The sequence below is a fragment of the Marinococcus luteus genome (assembly GCF_034497705.1).
Lineage (GTDB): Bacteria > Bacillota > Bacilli > Bacillales > Marinococcaceae > Marinococcus > Marinococcus luteus_A.
The window spans coordinates 1-13,797 of record NZ_JAXRUV010000014.1; the positions used below are offsets into that span (position 1 = coordinate 1).

The 13,797-nt window shown below is 45.9% G+C and carries 17 protein-coding genes and 1 riboswitch; of the genes, 3 read left to right on the plus strand and 14 right to left on the minus strand.

Annotation, left to right across the window (positions count from 1 at the left end; translation table 11 throughout):
• Positions 1-77: 77 nt before the first annotated feature.
• The 6 genes from Q9M42_RS15120 to Q9M42_RS15145 form a co-directional block, all read right to left on the minus strand.
• On the minus strand, positions 78-443 hold the full coding sequence (locus Q9M42_RS15120; RefSeq protein WP_322527266.1) for a Rieske (2Fe-2S) protein: 366 nt from the start codon (positions 441-443) through the stop codon (positions 78-80).
• Positions 443-1,546, minus strand: coding sequence for an amidohydrolase family protein (locus Q9M42_RS15125; RefSeq protein WP_322527267.1), 1,104 nt, complete (start codon positions 1,544-1,546; stop codon positions 443-445). Before Q9M42_RS15125 ends, Q9M42_RS15120 begins: the two co-directional genes overlap by 1 nt.
• 235 nt (positions 1,547-1,781) lie before the next feature.
• Positions 1,782-2,105, minus strand: coding sequence for a cupin domain-containing protein (locus Q9M42_RS15130; protein ID WP_322527268.1), 324 nt, complete (start codon positions 2,103-2,105; stop codon positions 1,782-1,784).
• Between the two features lie 98 nt (positions 2,106-2,203).
• The gene (hmpA, locus tag Q9M42_RS15135; RefSeq protein ID WP_322527269.1) at positions 2,204-3,418 is read right to left on the minus strand and encodes an NO-inducible flavohemoprotein; all 1,215 of its coding nucleotides are present in this window, start codon (positions 3,416-3,418) and stop codon (positions 2,204-2,206) included.
• Positions 3,419-3,710: 292 nt separating this feature from the next.
• Positions 3,711-4,085: a DUF488 domain-containing protein gene (locus Q9M42_RS15140; protein WP_322527270.1), complete on the minus strand. Its 375-nt coding sequence runs from the start codon at positions 4,083-4,085 to the stop codon at positions 3,711-3,713.
• An 18-nt stretch (positions 4,086-4,103) separates the two neighbouring features.
• Positions 4,104-4,805, minus strand: a complete 702-nt coding sequence (locus tag Q9M42_RS15145) for an aspartate/glutamate racemase family protein (RefSeq protein ID WP_322527271.1) — start codon at positions 4,803-4,805, stop codon at positions 4,104-4,106.
• Between the two features lie 170 nt (positions 4,806-4,975).
• On the opposite strand from Q9M42_RS15145, the gene Q9M42_RS15150 reads away from it, so the two are divergent.
• Positions 4,976-5,428 carry a flavodoxin domain-containing protein gene (locus Q9M42_RS15150; RefSeq protein ID WP_322527272.1) on the plus strand — a complete coding sequence of 151 codons (453 nt, stop codon included), beginning with the start codon at positions 4,976-4,978 and terminating at the stop codon, positions 5,426-5,428.
• Between the two features lie 68 nt (positions 5,429-5,496).
• On the opposite strand, the gene Q9M42_RS15155 is transcribed toward Q9M42_RS15150, so the two are convergent.
• The 6 genes from Q9M42_RS15155 to Q9M42_RS15180 form a co-directional block, all read right to left on the minus strand.
• The gene (locus tag Q9M42_RS15155) at positions 5,497-6,255 is read right to left on the minus strand and encodes an energy-coupling factor transporter transmembrane component T family protein (RefSeq protein ID WP_322527273.1); all 759 of its coding nucleotides are present in this window, start codon (positions 6,253-6,255) and stop codon (positions 5,497-5,499) included.
• Positions 6,248-7,912: an ABC transporter ATP-binding protein gene (locus tag Q9M42_RS15160; protein WP_322527274.1), complete on the minus strand. Its 1,665-nt coding sequence runs from the start codon at positions 7,910-7,912 to the stop codon at positions 6,248-6,250. The genes Q9M42_RS15155 and Q9M42_RS15160 overlap by 8 nt, the downstream gene beginning before the upstream one ends.
• Positions 7,909-8,502, minus strand: a complete 594-nt coding sequence (locus tag Q9M42_RS15165) for an ECF transporter S component (RefSeq protein ID WP_322527275.1) — start codon at positions 8,500-8,502, stop codon at positions 7,909-7,911. Before Q9M42_RS15165 ends, Q9M42_RS15160 begins: the two co-directional genes overlap by 4 nt.
• Positions 8,502-9,197 carry a thiaminase II gene (gene tenA, locus Q9M42_RS15170; protein WP_322527276.1) on the minus strand — a complete coding sequence of 232 codons (696 nt, stop codon included), beginning with the start codon at positions 9,195-9,197 and terminating at the stop codon, positions 8,502-8,504. Before tenA ends, Q9M42_RS15165 begins: the two co-directional genes overlap by 1 nt.
• 137 nt (positions 9,198-9,334) lie before the next feature.
• Positions 9,335-9,438: riboswitch (TPP riboswitch) on the minus strand.
• Positions 9,439-9,572: 134 nt separating this feature from the next.
• On the minus strand, positions 9,573-10,133 hold the full coding sequence (locus Q9M42_RS15175) for an NADPH-dependent FMN reductase (protein WP_322527277.1): 561 nt from the start codon (positions 10,131-10,133) through the stop codon (positions 9,573-9,575).
• Positions 10,134-10,197: 64 nt separating this feature from the next.
• Entirely contained in the window at positions 10,198-11,502 is a 1,305-nt protein-coding gene (locus Q9M42_RS15180; protein WP_322527278.1) for a DUF2254 domain-containing protein, read from the minus strand.
• A gap of 117 nt (positions 11,503-11,619) precedes the next feature.
• Between Q9M42_RS15180 and map the strand changes: the two genes are divergently transcribed.
• A complete protein-coding gene (map, locus tag Q9M42_RS15185) occupies positions 11,620-12,375 on the plus strand; it encodes a type I methionyl aminopeptidase (RefSeq protein WP_322527279.1) in 756 nt (251 codons plus the stop codon).
• A gap of 43 nt (positions 12,376-12,418) precedes the next feature.
• Here map and Q9M42_RS15190 read toward each other — a convergent pair whose 3' ends face one another.
• The gene (locus tag Q9M42_RS15190; RefSeq protein ID WP_322527280.1) at positions 12,419-12,580 is read right to left on the minus strand and encodes a hypothetical protein; all 162 of its coding nucleotides are present in this window, start codon (positions 12,578-12,580) and stop codon (positions 12,419-12,421) included.
• Between the two features lie 144 nt (positions 12,581-12,724).
• Positions 12,725-13,060, minus strand: a complete 336-nt coding sequence (locus Q9M42_RS15195; protein WP_022794038.1) for a metal-sulfur cluster assembly factor — start codon at positions 13,058-13,060, stop codon at positions 12,725-12,727.
• 218 nt (positions 13,061-13,278) lie between these two features.
• On the opposite strand from Q9M42_RS15195, the gene Q9M42_RS15200 reads away from it, so the two are divergent.
• Positions 13,279-13,665, plus strand: coding sequence for a sulfurtransferase (locus Q9M42_RS15200; protein ID WP_322527281.1), 387 nt, complete (start codon positions 13,279-13,281; stop codon positions 13,663-13,665).
• Positions 13,666-13,797 lie beyond the last annotated feature (132 nt).

Here is a 13,797-nt window from a genome sequence, read left to right on the forward strand (position 1 = left end):
TCTTTTTCCCTCAATGGCACAAACAAAGGCCTCCGAAAATGAATTTCGGAGGCCTTTGTCTACAATCTGAGAGAGGCTTACGAGCCTCTCTTTAGTTCTACATATACATAGCTGTCTTCTACATAAGCAGAAAACTCTTTTAGTTTACCTTTTACCGGCGCAAGCGGCTTGCCGCTTTCCCGCAGGTTATATTCTCTTCCGTGCCACGGGCACCGGACGATATCTCCTTCATGTTCAAAAGAATATTCCCCGGGAGCCGTGCTCATTGGCGTACCGTCAATTTTGCCCTTCGACATGCAGGCTCCCTGATGGGGGCACCGGTCGATAAATGCCCTGACTTCCCCCTCGGATGTCCTGCAGACAAAAACCGGTATATTATCCACGTTTCCTGGAATCATCTCCTGCTTTTCCAATTCCTCTTCCCTGCAAATAACGGCTGCCATCAAACATCACCCCGGGCCGGCAGTTTCGGATAGAATTTTCTGGCGTTTTCGCCGTAGATCCGCTTAAGCACATCTTCTTCAAGCCCTTTTGGCACGGCTTCATCCGGTGAATCGTAATCCCAGTGCGGATAATCCGTACTAAAACAGATGATTTCATCGGTCCCCATCTGCTCTACTAAGAGATTCCATTCTTTTTTGCTCATTTCTTCAAGCGGCTGGGTCGTAAACGCCATCCGGTTTTTGATCGTATCACTCGGCATGGTCGTTACCCACGGCACTTCGTGGCGAAGATCCTTAAACTGCTGATCAAGTTTCTTCATTAAAAATGGCACGTACGTAAAGCCACCCTCAATCATCATCAGCTTCAGGTTTGGATATTTCTCAAATACCCCGTTGAAAATCATGCTCGTAATCTGTGCCATATGGGAAGTTGCGATAAGGGAGTGCCATTCAATAAAGTATCTCGGCCATTTTCCAAGCGGAGCCGGCGGTTCGTTATGGTGCATGCCGATCATCAGGTTATGACGTTCGGCGGCCTCAAATATCGGGTGATAGTATGGGTCGCCCCACGCGATATCATCAATGGGCAACAGCACCTGAATCATTTTTGGGTGAGACCCGACGCGTTCAATTTCTTTCACCGCATTCGCTACTTCCTGGGCTGCAATGTGAACGGAGCCATACAGGCGACTGTCTTTATCAAGCCAGTCATTGATCTGCCAGTCATTATAGGCACTGGCAAGGGCTGTGGCCATTTCGTACCACCCGTGCATGGAGGATGGGGATGGATCAAGCGCTCCAGTTAAAATACCGAATTCGTGATTGTTGGCATCAAGCAGCTGCTCCTGCATAAACGGAAGACTTGTGCCCGCTGGTTTTCCGTCCGGCGTTTTTGCGTCGGCCCGGTCCACTCCAGCCACGGCGGGTTGAGTAAATGGCATATGTTTTTCCTGCTGCCAGTGGCAGTCTTCAATGTACCTTCTCCACGGCTGCTCTAAGTAGGGAAATAAGTCTTTATACATTACCCGTTCGTGAATATCAGTGTCGATCAGGCTGTACTTTTTTGTTTGGTTAGTTTTAGCTTCATTGTTTAAAGTCTGCATAAATCAGCATCCTTCCTTTCATCTGCTTCCTAACCGTACCAGATTCGTCCTGGAATAAACAAAGCTCCCCAGAAGGCGTCCGGCTCTATAAGCTGTGCCAGTGCATGCCAGTGAGCATCAGTGAACGTCAGTAGCATTTTTTCGGTATCTAACGGTTTACTTACTAATCTGCTACCTATCATAGGCAGGAAGGTTGCTGATATTTATTGCAGAGATCATTATATTTAGCTAGGTGCTAATTTTCTTCAATATATACTAGTGTGACATATACGCTCAAATTGGAGTCACTGGTATTTTCAAAGCCTATTTTTTCTGTAGGCCCACATTGAATAAGGTCACCCTCCCTAACAGGAAAATTCTCATCCTCTGTATAACAAAGCCCTTCCCCGCTCACAACTAATGCAAATGTTTGAGCGAAGGGATGCTCATGGAGAGGAAGGCTTTGACCAGGAGAAAAATTAAATACCACAGCTTTGCAATTGTTCTTTTTAAAAACAACTTCATTTGCCATTCGGTCTTCGCTGAAAGGAGCTAATTGTGTAAGACTCTGTATTTTCATATTTTTCCTCCTTTCTTCTATTGAATTTAAAAACAGCTGCGGCAGAATCTAAATAGATATGCCGTAGCTGCTGAATCAGTTTTATCTCTTAGTTTTAATTATTCAATCGTACTTTCCGGCCCGAAAACTTCATAATGGCGACGTTCTGCTGGCACTCCTTTATCCTTTAAAATTCTGTTAACTACTTGCATAAAAGGCGTCGGTCCGCAGAAATAAAAATCTGCTTGCTCGTCCGGAAGGACGGTTTCCAGCCACGGAGCATCAATATACCCTTCTTTATCAAACATTTCGTTCGAACGGTCCTCCTCTGTCGGTTCGGAATAACAGGTATAGGCCTCGATGTTTGAATACGTATCTGCGAGTTGCTCCACATGTGCTTTCATGGCATGAACCTTACTGCTGTCAGCGGCATGAATAAACGTCACTTTTCGTTTAGACTCTTCCTGCACGAATGTATTCAGCATACTCATCATCGGGGTAACACCAACGCCGCCGCTGATTAATACAATTGGCATTTCCTCTGTTTCTATCACAAACTCTCCTGCCGGTGCTGCGAACAGCAGTACATCTCCCGCGTTTACGTCCCGGTGCAGATAATTCGACACAATGCCGGCCGGACTTCCGTTCTCGGGATCCTCCCTCTTTACGCTGATCCGGTAATAATTTTCATTCGGAGCATCCGACAGGCTGTAGTGGCGCATATGTGTATAGGGCTCACCCTCAATATCTGCCTGCAGCGTTAAATACTGGCCCGGCTGCTGCGGTATAATTGCCTCCCCGTCCTGCGGCTTTAAGTAAAACGACGTGATGACATCGCTTTCCGGTACTTTTTCCGCTACGTAAAATGGACGGTAGCCTGTCCACCCGCCGCGGGCGGCTTCCACTTCTTTGTACTTGACTGCTTCTTTTTGAATAAAAATATCAGCAAGCGCGTGATACGCTTCTCCCCAGGCATCCAAAATTTCCGGGGTGGCTGCATCTCCGAGCACTTCCTCCACCGCTTCCAATAGTGTTTCCCCTACCAATCCGTAATGCTCCGGCCTGACATCCAGAGCCCGGTGCTTTTCTGCTATGCGTTCAATAGTAGGCCGAAGCTCTTCCAGGCGGTCGATATTCGCTCCGGCCTGGTAGACAGAATAAGCAAGAGCTTCCGGCTGTACGCCTGTTTCCTGGTTCGTCTGGTTAAACATGTTCCGCAGTTCGGGTGCTTTTTCAAACAACATTTCATAAAAACGGTTGCCAATAGCAGCGGCGTTCGCTTGAATAGCCGGGGCTGTTGCTTTTACAGTTTCAATCGTTTGGGGTGCAAGCATCAAATTCCTCCAATGAAAACGTTTTTAATTTCTATAAAAAGTGTATTATAAATACATATTTAAATCTATACTTTTAGAAATACTTCATTAAACGTTCACATTCAGTTAATATATATAAATAACTCCGTTTCTACCTGGAAACGGAGTACTGTATATTTATTTTGCACATTCAAAGCAGTACAGCTGGCCGTTATCATGAACCCCTTCCATAAAACCGTTCCGGCAGTAAATTTCTTTGCCGCACTCACTGCATTGGCCCAGATACTCCTCCATCGTTGTCACCTCTTCTTCTTTAAGATTCCTTCGGCTGACGGTCAAGAATTTCTTTTAAGACACGGGCATGATTATACGTTTCTTCCTTCGCGGCAAACACGAGCGTCACCTGCTTATTCTGCTCATGCACAGTCTTTTTTAACTGATCGAGAGCTTCAGCCTGTTCGTTATTCTGTTGAAGCTCCTGCTTATACTTCTCTTTGAATTCGTCAAATTTCTCCGGATCGTGGGAAAACCATTGCCGCAGTTCTTTTGAAGGAGCAACGTCCCTGTTCCATTCATCCACTTTAGCTTTGTCCTTTGCTATTCCCCTCGGCCACACGCCGTCGACTAAAATCCGATACCCATCTTTTTCATCTGCCTCTTCATAAATTCTTTTCAATTGAATGGCCATCGTTGTCCTCCTTCTACTTTATTTTTCTTCAAACATGAAGTCTACGACCTTGTTTACGTGCACCTGCATTGTATCTAAAAACGGAATCGAAAAATCTTTTTCAGAAAGAATCATCGGCAGTTCGGTGCAGCCAAGAATCACGGTATCAAGTCCATGTTGTTCGATCATTTTTGCAGTGATCCGCTCAAATTCCTTTTTCGTCTCAGGATTTACGATACCATTCTCAAGCTCACTGACAATTTTTTCGTGTAGATACTGCTGTGTGCTTTCAGCCGGTACATAAATATTCTTTCCATTCGCTTCGAACGGCTTCTTAAAAAAGTCCTGCTCCATTGTAAACTTTGTCCCCAGCAGCCCAATGTTTTCAGCTCCCATATTTTCTGCTGCTTCCACCGCTGCGTCAACAATACTGAGCATCGGCACCTCGACCTGCTTCTGCACTTCATCGAATACAAGGTGCGGAGTGTTGGCTGCAATAATGATGCCATCAACATCGAGCAGTTCAAGCTTTCTCGCAGCGTTGCCCAAATATTCAATAAGATCATCCATTCGTTCTTCCGAAATATACGTAAAAATGTTGTACATATTAATGCTATTAATGTACAATTCCGGAAGCACCTGAAGACTATTCTTCTTTTCCTGATACTTTTTAATGATGGATTGATAATATTCCACTGTTGATTCCGGACCGAGGCCACCGATAATACCTATTTGTCTCATTTTTCTCCTCCTTCACTAAAACTTTAATATATATTACCAATATATATTTTAACACATTTTGTGTGCACTTCTATTCACCAGGATGATTGCACAATCGGGCAGCCGGATATATAATAAGTATATTAAATATGTATTTTATGCACGAGCCTATAAAAGAAAGGAATGGACATATGCGAATACTTTTGTTCTATTCCACAATGACTGGAAACACTGAAGATATGGCTATTGATACGGAAGAAGAACTCATCAATCGCGGGCACGAAGTAGAACTGATGGATATGATCGCCGATGGCCTGCCAAACGAAGACCCTCTCCCACACGATCTGCTCATTATGGGCACGTACACGTGGGGTGAAGGTGATATCCCCGAAGAAACAGAAGACTTTCTTGAAGATCTTTTCGCCTATGATATTTCCGGTCTTTCGATTTCTATCTTCGGTTCCGGGGATCACGCGTATGAGAACTTCGCCGGAGCTGTAGATGAAATGATCGAGCAATTCCGCAAAAATGGACATAAGGGAGAGATCCCCACCATGAAGGTTGATGTGGATGAAATGGATAACATTGCTGAGGATATTAAAAGCTATGTCGACAGTATCGAAGAAAAGTTTTTAGTGAAATAATGGTCAACACGAATAACCCCGGGGGCTCACGGCCCACGGGGTTACTTTTAATTAATACCGCTGATCTGTCACGACATTGGCAAGAGAAAAACGAAAGTCATAAACAATATAAATCCGGCACTGAACCATATGTCCGTTTTTTTGTAATTCATCTGTACGTATTCTGTTCTTTCTCTGGAGCCGTCAAACCCTTTCGATTCCATTGCCAGCGCTGTTCTTTCTGCCTTTCGTACAGCCCCTGCCATCAATGGCACGGCCATCTCTTTCCACTCCCGCATTTTAGGTTTTTTTCCCATCCCTCTGATTTGCCGGGCTCTCCGGATAACCGTCAGTTCTTCCCGCAACTGGGGAAGAAAACGGTAGGCGGCCATCATGCCATAACCAATATTTGGAGGCATATGCCATTTTTGTATCAGGCTTATCACTAAGTTCACCGGAGAGGTGGTGAGAACAAAAAGAAGCGACCAGGAGGCAAACACCATTGCCCGCAGGCCGAGCGAGATTCCTGTTTGAATATTTTCAAGAGCAACCGGCATTTGGAATACATAGAAAAGAACTGTGGAACCTCTTTCGTCAGGAAAAACAACCTGAAGCCATATAAAGCTGAACCCAAAGAGCCCAAATGGAAGCATAAGTACGAGCAGCAGCTTTAACGGCACTTTTCCCAAAAAGGCGACGGCAGCAACCGTTAGCAGCAGAACGGCAAGCGGGCGCCAAATATCATAAACGAAAATCATGCAGAAAAACACGGTGAAAAGACTGAGCAGCTTCAGCGTTGGATGTACGTGCTGCAAAAAAGCGTTCCGGGTCTGGAGTTTTTCAAGCATGGCTTGCTGCTTCCTTTTTCTTTAAGCTCATAAGCTGTACTATCGGCGGAAGGACGCCGATTTTAGCTAAATCCATTCTACCACTGAAAAATGCTTCCACGCCGTCATCATAGGCAAGTGTTCGTTCCGCTAGTGCCAAAACGCGGCCAGCTTTTGTATAGACCAGATCCATATCATGCGTCAGCCAGAGAATCGCTTTTCCGCGGCGCCGGCACTGCTCAAGCACTTCAAATAAAGCATCGGTATTTCGCTTATCAAGACCAAAAGCCGGCTCATCCAAAATTAATATGGACTGGTTGTTCGCTACCATGACTGCTACCGAAAGACGCCTTTTTTCTCCCTGGCTGAGCTGAAATGGATGATTCCTTCGAATATGTTCAAGCTGAAATTGAATCAACAGTTCATTTGTATGCTGAATAATAACTTTTTCGCGCCACCCCTCCATTTCCATTCCGTAGCGTATTTCTTTTTCCACGGTCTGTGCTAAAAACTGATGCTCGGGCTGCTGAAAAACAATGCCGAAGGTTTTAGCAATTTCGTACGGCTTCAGACTGGCAATATCCTCTCCGTTAACATATATAGAGCCGCTTTTAAGAGCTTCCCATCCAGTGAGGACACGTGCGAGTGTGCTCTTGCCCGCTCCATTTGCACCGACTAAAGCAGTCATTTCCCCGGGGTGCAGGGAAAAAGATACGTTTTCGAAAACCGTTTGCGTGCCATAAGCAAAGGCCGCCTGCTTCACCTCCAGGACAGGCGGCTCAAGTGATGGATCACTTACCTTTTTCGGCTGCGGCAGAGATGCAAGAACTGCCCCAGTCGAATAATCCGCTGCAAACCTTTCCCATTCCCTTAAAGTGATGGGAAGAACAGCTTTGGGCTTCTCTGACTTTTTCAGCAAATTCTTTCCGGCTTCTGCAGGAGCCGGCAGCCATACTCCTTCTGCTTCGAGTACGGCTGCATGAGAGTTGAATATACGTGCCGGGCTTCCGTCCGCAGACACTTGACCATGGTGGTTCAATACGATCGCCCGGTCTACCCACTCCATTACTTCATTTAACTGATGCTCAATCAAAACCAGTGTTTTATTAGGATCTGCTGCAATGCTGCCAAGAAGCGAAGCGACTGCTTGCCGGCTTACCGGATCGAGTTGCGAGAGTGGTTCATCCAGAATCCATATCTGCGGATTCACAGCAGCCAAACAGGAAACAGCTATTTTCTGCTTCATCCCGCCGGACAACGTGTCGATACGGGCATCAAGGCAGTGAAGCATATCTGTAAATTGTAAGGCTTCGTGCATGCGGACCTCGATCTCACCTGCAGGCACCCGTAGATTCTCAAGCGTAAATACTAGTTCTTCCCGCACGGTCGGCATACAGAACTGGGTATCCGGGTCCTGGAATAAAAGTGCCGCCTGTCTGGCAGCCTCCGTAATGCTTTTCACCGCTGGATTTTCCCCAAACACGCTCAGACCGCCCGAAACCTCCGCCTCCACAGAACGCGGAAGAATTCCCTGGATAGCGAGAGCAAGCGTACTTTTGCCTGAACCGCTCGGACCGAGCAGCAGCACGTTTTCCCCAGTACGTATTTCCGCTGAAAAACTTTCTATCGAAGGCTTAGCAAAAGGGTACGCAATGGTAACATTGTCTGCGTAAATCATACAGCATTCCTCTGCTGTTCGAGACGGTATTGACGGCCAAGCGCAAAGCGGTCAAGCACTCCAGTCTTTACCAGGGCATCCGTAAAGCTTTTCCCTGCCCATCCGGCTAAAAGAGCCCCGCTTATAAGCATTGTTACCAGCATAAATACAACTACAGAACCTGCGTACTGGCTGAATCCGTAAAGGACATACTGGGTTAAAAACGCAGCAAACGTTCCGGCCGACCCGGCAAGCATTAATACCGGCAGACGGAAAACCCGATAGAAAAACAAAGCGAAAACAATTTCTGCAGCGAGCCCCTGGGTGAAGCCGAGCACGAGCACTGCTCCTGCACTGACAGACCCCGCCATAACTTCAGTACCGGCCGCGATAAGCTCTGCAAGCAGCGCCGCTCCCGGTTTTTGAACGATATAGGCGCAAATCACCGGCGCAAGGATCCAGAAGCCTGCCATCAGGCCTCCTCCAACTGGACCGAACAGGCCGGTAACCATTTGCCCCAGCAGCACCCAAAGAAGATAAAGGACACCGAGAACAGCTGAAATAAACGAGATGACGACGATATCCCGCAGGTTTAAGCGTTTGTTTATCATTAGACTTTTTCCCCGCCCGTTAACGTTCTGGCAAAGGGCCAGTCTTTTGCATAATAAGCGTCCTCAAAAAACATATACTCGAGCTGGCATCCTTCCATAAACAAGGTCCGCCAGCGCTGTTTTTCTTCTTCTGTGGCTGTTTCTGCCAGTTCATCGAGCCGGTCAATATATTTGTACATTTCCCGTTCCTCACGGTCCCCGTAAAAACGAATCCAGTCATTGAACGGATGGGTTTCATCCGGCTCCACTTCCTTCATCAGCCTTTCACCCACATACAAATACACCCACGGGCAGGCGAGCGTGACCGCAATAACATCACCAAGTGTTCCTTCTTCGGCATGGTGCAGCATGTGAAGCACGTAATGCTGAGAAGCCGGGGCAAGTGCATACCCCTGCAATTCCTCATAACCCACTCCCGCCTGCTCACACAAATTATGATGCGGGTGCGTTTCGCTGTTTAACACAAAATCAATGGTATCTTTAAACATGATCATGTCTTCTCTTGACGTACACTTTGTTACCCCAATTGCTTTTGCCTTGATCATGGCGTTTAAGTATTCAAAATCCTGCTTCACGTAATGGATAAGAGATGCTTTTGGCAGCTCCCCTTTCCCGATACCCTGCACAAACGGATTTTCCCAGCAGGCCTCAAAAATGTGCTCCGTGTCCTGCCATAAAAGCTCTGAAAATTTCATTGTAACTTCCTCCTTTAAATTAGGAGGGAACCACCAGGGGCAGTCAGGGCCAATGGGGCAAAAAAAGCCACTCCATTGGTGGAGTGGCTTCGAATAAACGTCCTCTAGGGCAAAGCTTGTGCTTTTGAAATAGACGTATTCTGCCGTCTCCACTTTCCTACGCTGGCCTTAACCAGATCAGGTTCAAAGGGATTAAGGTTAGTCCTTATCTCAGCCGCTTTCGGCACCCCTAGTGGATTCCCTATTAAGTTGTCTACACTTTATCACATTATGTCAGGAAGTCAAAGGTGATTTTTATAATCAGCCTTCTCCCTTTGAGCAAAAAGCTGCATGCAAAAACCCTGCAGGCCTAGACCAGCAGGGTTTTTCTGCATATTATGCGCGGTTCGCCACAGCCCGCGTTTCCTGATAAAAACGTTCAAATTCGGCTACGACATTATCAAGAAAATCAATCGTGCCCTGATCTGTTAAATTTCCGTTTTCATCCATTTTTTCATGGACGGCTCCGATCAGTACTTCATTTCCAGGCAGTACTTTTGCACTCATGCCGGGAGCGCTCAGAATCTGGCGAAGATGCATCTGCGCCTTCACTGTGCCCAGACCGCCAAGAGAAGCTCCTACAAGCATGGTCGGTTTGCCAGCAAAGTCATAATCGACCCGGGAATTCCAGTCCAGAGCATTTTTAAGAACGCCGGAAATCGAACCGTTATATTCCGGAGTGGCAATAAGTACGGCGTCCGCTTCACGTACAGAACGCTTGTACTCCTGCACATAGTCCGGAGCATTGCTTTCCTCATCCTGATCATAGTGCGGAAGATCGCGGATATCTAAAATATCAATATCCATGATGTCGCTGTAACGATCCTGCATGTACTCCACTAATTTCCCGTTAAATGATTCCTGGCGAATACTTCCTACGATAGCTGCTACTTTCATTTAAGCTTTCACCCTTTCGTATTGAACTTCATTTATTTATCATACACACACGTTACTGGCTGTTTCAAGTTATCTGCTTACTTTTTGTAAGTGCCTGATGCAGAGCTGTGTTCTTTTCCTGCACACGCTCCTCCCAGTATTCCCTGTCCCAGTCCGCAAGCTGTTCCTGAGCGACCGCCTGCTCCATGTAACGGGAAAATGAGTCTACTTCCTTTAACACAGACGAATCTCCTGTTTTCACGAGCATCGTCAGTGCTTCCATGCAGGCCCCCATTACCGAAATATCTTCACGGCCGTAAAGCCTGAGCTGGTAAAAGCTTTTATATAAATATTCTCTAAAGGGCTTTACAGGCATAAATAACCGCAGCTCATCCTGATTGTCAGCAAAGTATTGATCGTTTTTGTGCTCATAGCTGAGTTCCGAAAGAAGCGCCCCAATACGGTTAATACAGTTGGCTGCTGTATGCGGATCGTTGATCGCCGGGGAAATGGCCCGCAGTGCTATTTCTACGATTTTCTGCATGGAGAATTCGATGTCCTGAACATTGCTTCTCTCTTCTCCCACTAATAAAAAATCTCTTAATATTTTCGGGGATAAACTGTGCTTTGACCAATAGCGAAATAAAGGCTCTCCCTGGTGCACATAATCTCCAACCTGAAACAAGCATTCAACGACGGCTTCCTGCTGCCGGGCCCATTCAATCAGTTCAGGCATTTTTACCATATTTGTATACCCCGACCGTTCGGCATGAACAATTATTTCTTCGTCATTCCGGAAATCATCGCTCCATTCGCTGAAGCTGTTCACGCCGGAATATGTGTATGCATCCCGGATCACCCTGGAGGCATCAGACCTTATATGGCTGATTAAATGATTCACCTGCAGCCACTGGGTGGAATGATAAATAAAGATAATAAAAAAAGCCAGACAGCCAAGCGCCACAAGAACCGTCAGCATTGGCATCAAAATCTGGTTGTTACCTTCAGTCGAAAAGAGCAGCATATTTACCAGGGTGAACAGCACTCCGAATGTAAACACCCCAAGTGTATGCTGTGTCGTCGGACTTTTCATAAAATCCTGAAGGGCTCTTGGCGTAAACTGTGTCGCGTACGTTGTCAGAACGACCATTATCGAAGAAAAGCTGATGGTGGTCAGCGTCAGCAATGCTGTTACTAATGCACTGTACAGGGAAGTAGCAGTATTATTTTCTACGAGCAGCATAGAAGGCACATTGTTATAAACAGGACGCAGCAGCTGCTGGTCCATAATAGAAGTTCCTATTACTATAATCAGACTAAGAATGCCGTAGCAGCCTGGAACAAACCAAAATTTGTCCCTGATCTGTACATACCATTTCTGTTGCTTCATGATTTTCCTCCATTTCTATCGTGCAATTCTGCAATTATAAAGGAAATCATCAAACAATGCATTTCTTATACGAATGTTTTACAATAGTAATTGATACTGAATAAAAGGAGACAGACGATGGTAACGTTAAAGACAGAACGAGAGATTGAGCTTATGCACGAAGCAGGAAAAATTCTTGCCGCATGCCATAAAGAAATCGCCAAAATGGTCACACCAGGCGTAACTACCAAACAAATTGACGATTTTGTCGAAAAATTTCTGGCAGAACGCGGCGCGACTCCTGAACAAAAAGGGTTTCAGGGATACAAATATGCCACCTGCGCCTCGGTAAACGATGAAATCTGCCATGGTTTCCCAAGAGCCCGTCCTCTTGAAAACGGTGATCTCGTTACGATCGATATGGTTGTAAATTTAAACGGAGCCCTGGCGGATTCTGCCTGGACCTATGCCGTTGGGGAAGTAAGCAATGAACTCGAAAGGCTGATGGAGGTTACAGAAGCATCTTTATATAAAGGTATTGAACAGGCCAAAGCTGGCAACCGGATCGGCGATATCGGACATGCGATTCAAACATATGTCGAAAATGAAGGCTTTTCGGTCGTCCGGGACTTTACCGGACACGGCATCGGGCCCACCCTCCACGAAGACCCGCAGATTCCTCATTTCGGCGCCCCCGGCAAAGGTGGACGCTTAAAGCCGGGCCACGTTATTACGATCGAGCCAATGGTCAACACTGGCGGGTGGCAGAGCAAAATGACCTCCAACGGGTGGACCGCCACCACCCGGGACGGAGGCCATTCCGCCCAGTACGAACACACTATCGCGATCACAAAAGAAGGCCCGGTTATTTTAACGGGCCAGGAAAGCATATAAACGTCAAAAAGCGCGGCCTTTAGGGAGCCGCGCTTTTCATCACTTATAAATTTTCAATCTTATTGTTTTCATAGTCCTGCTGACGTGCTGCTTCGACCTGCATGATGTTTTCAATCGTGCGAACCGATTCCTCTACGCTCATGCTGTGAGACTGCTGCATCCCTTTGTCGATCATTTCAGTTGTGTTCAGTTGACTGTTTGTCAAAACAATAATGCCTCCTTTGAGTATGTTTACATAATAAACCATTTTCCAGTACATTTCAACCGAAAATTTTATTTTTTCTGATAAATGAAAATAGTTGTAATGCAAAAAGAAGCCGGCTGGATCATCCAGCCGGCTTCCCTTTTATCAATCCGGAATACCTAAGGCAATTTTTGCGTAACGGGACATTTTGTCTTTACTCCAAGGTGGATTCCAAACGATGTCCACGTCCACTTCGCTGATTTCTCCGTATTCCTTCAGATCATTCATGGCGAAATTAATATCGTTAACGATTGTGCCTGCAAGTGGGCAGCCCATTGCGGTCAGAGTCATTTCGATATTCGCCTGTCTGTCGTCATCAACTGTTACTGTATACACAAGGCCCAGGTTTACGATATCAATACCGAGCTCCGGATCAATTACATTTTCCAGTTCCGCCCAAACTCGTTCTTCCAATTCTCTTTTTTCTTCTGTTTCTGGCATGGAAGCTTCACCTCCTACTTTCTGTATTAACCTTATCAAAAATTGCGTTCCCCTGAAACCAATATGCTTGAATTTCATAGGAAGAATTAATAGCATAAAGTTGTTATAGGAAATCTATAATGGGGTAAGTGTAAAAAGCGTAAGCAAAGTTCTTGAAACTGTTCGTAAAAAAATATAGAATATGAATCGCTATTAAGAAAGGAATGAGGAGTGCGTTGATGCTTTTTTGGCTTATTATTACTATAGTTGTTATTGTTCTCGTTATGATACCGGCATTTAAACGCTGGATGCCTGTTTTACGCGTTCCTTGTTCTTCCCTTCCTCAAAGTCAGGAGACCTCGGCTCATATTCTGGACGTCCGCGAATACCAGGAATCAGACCGCAACCCGATACGCGGAGCTTTTGCCCTTCCGTATCCCTATTTAAAAAGACATTTGCAGACCGTACCGAAAAAAGAAGTATTTCTCGTAGCTCCTGATAAGGTTTCACGAAATCTCAGCACCCGGCTGCTGTTGAAAAACGGCTTTACTGTCACCGGCTATGCCGTGGTGCGAAGAGGCGAACAGGGCTATCCGCCAGTGAAGCTCCCATGCGGCGGTTCATAATATTTACATAAAGCAGGCAGCCAGATTAGCGGCTGCCTGCTTTATATTTCAGTCTTTTAAACCTTTTTCTCTTATAATTAAAAATAACAGCCCAGGCTGTAAAGCCTGAACCGTTATTTTTCTTAATTATCG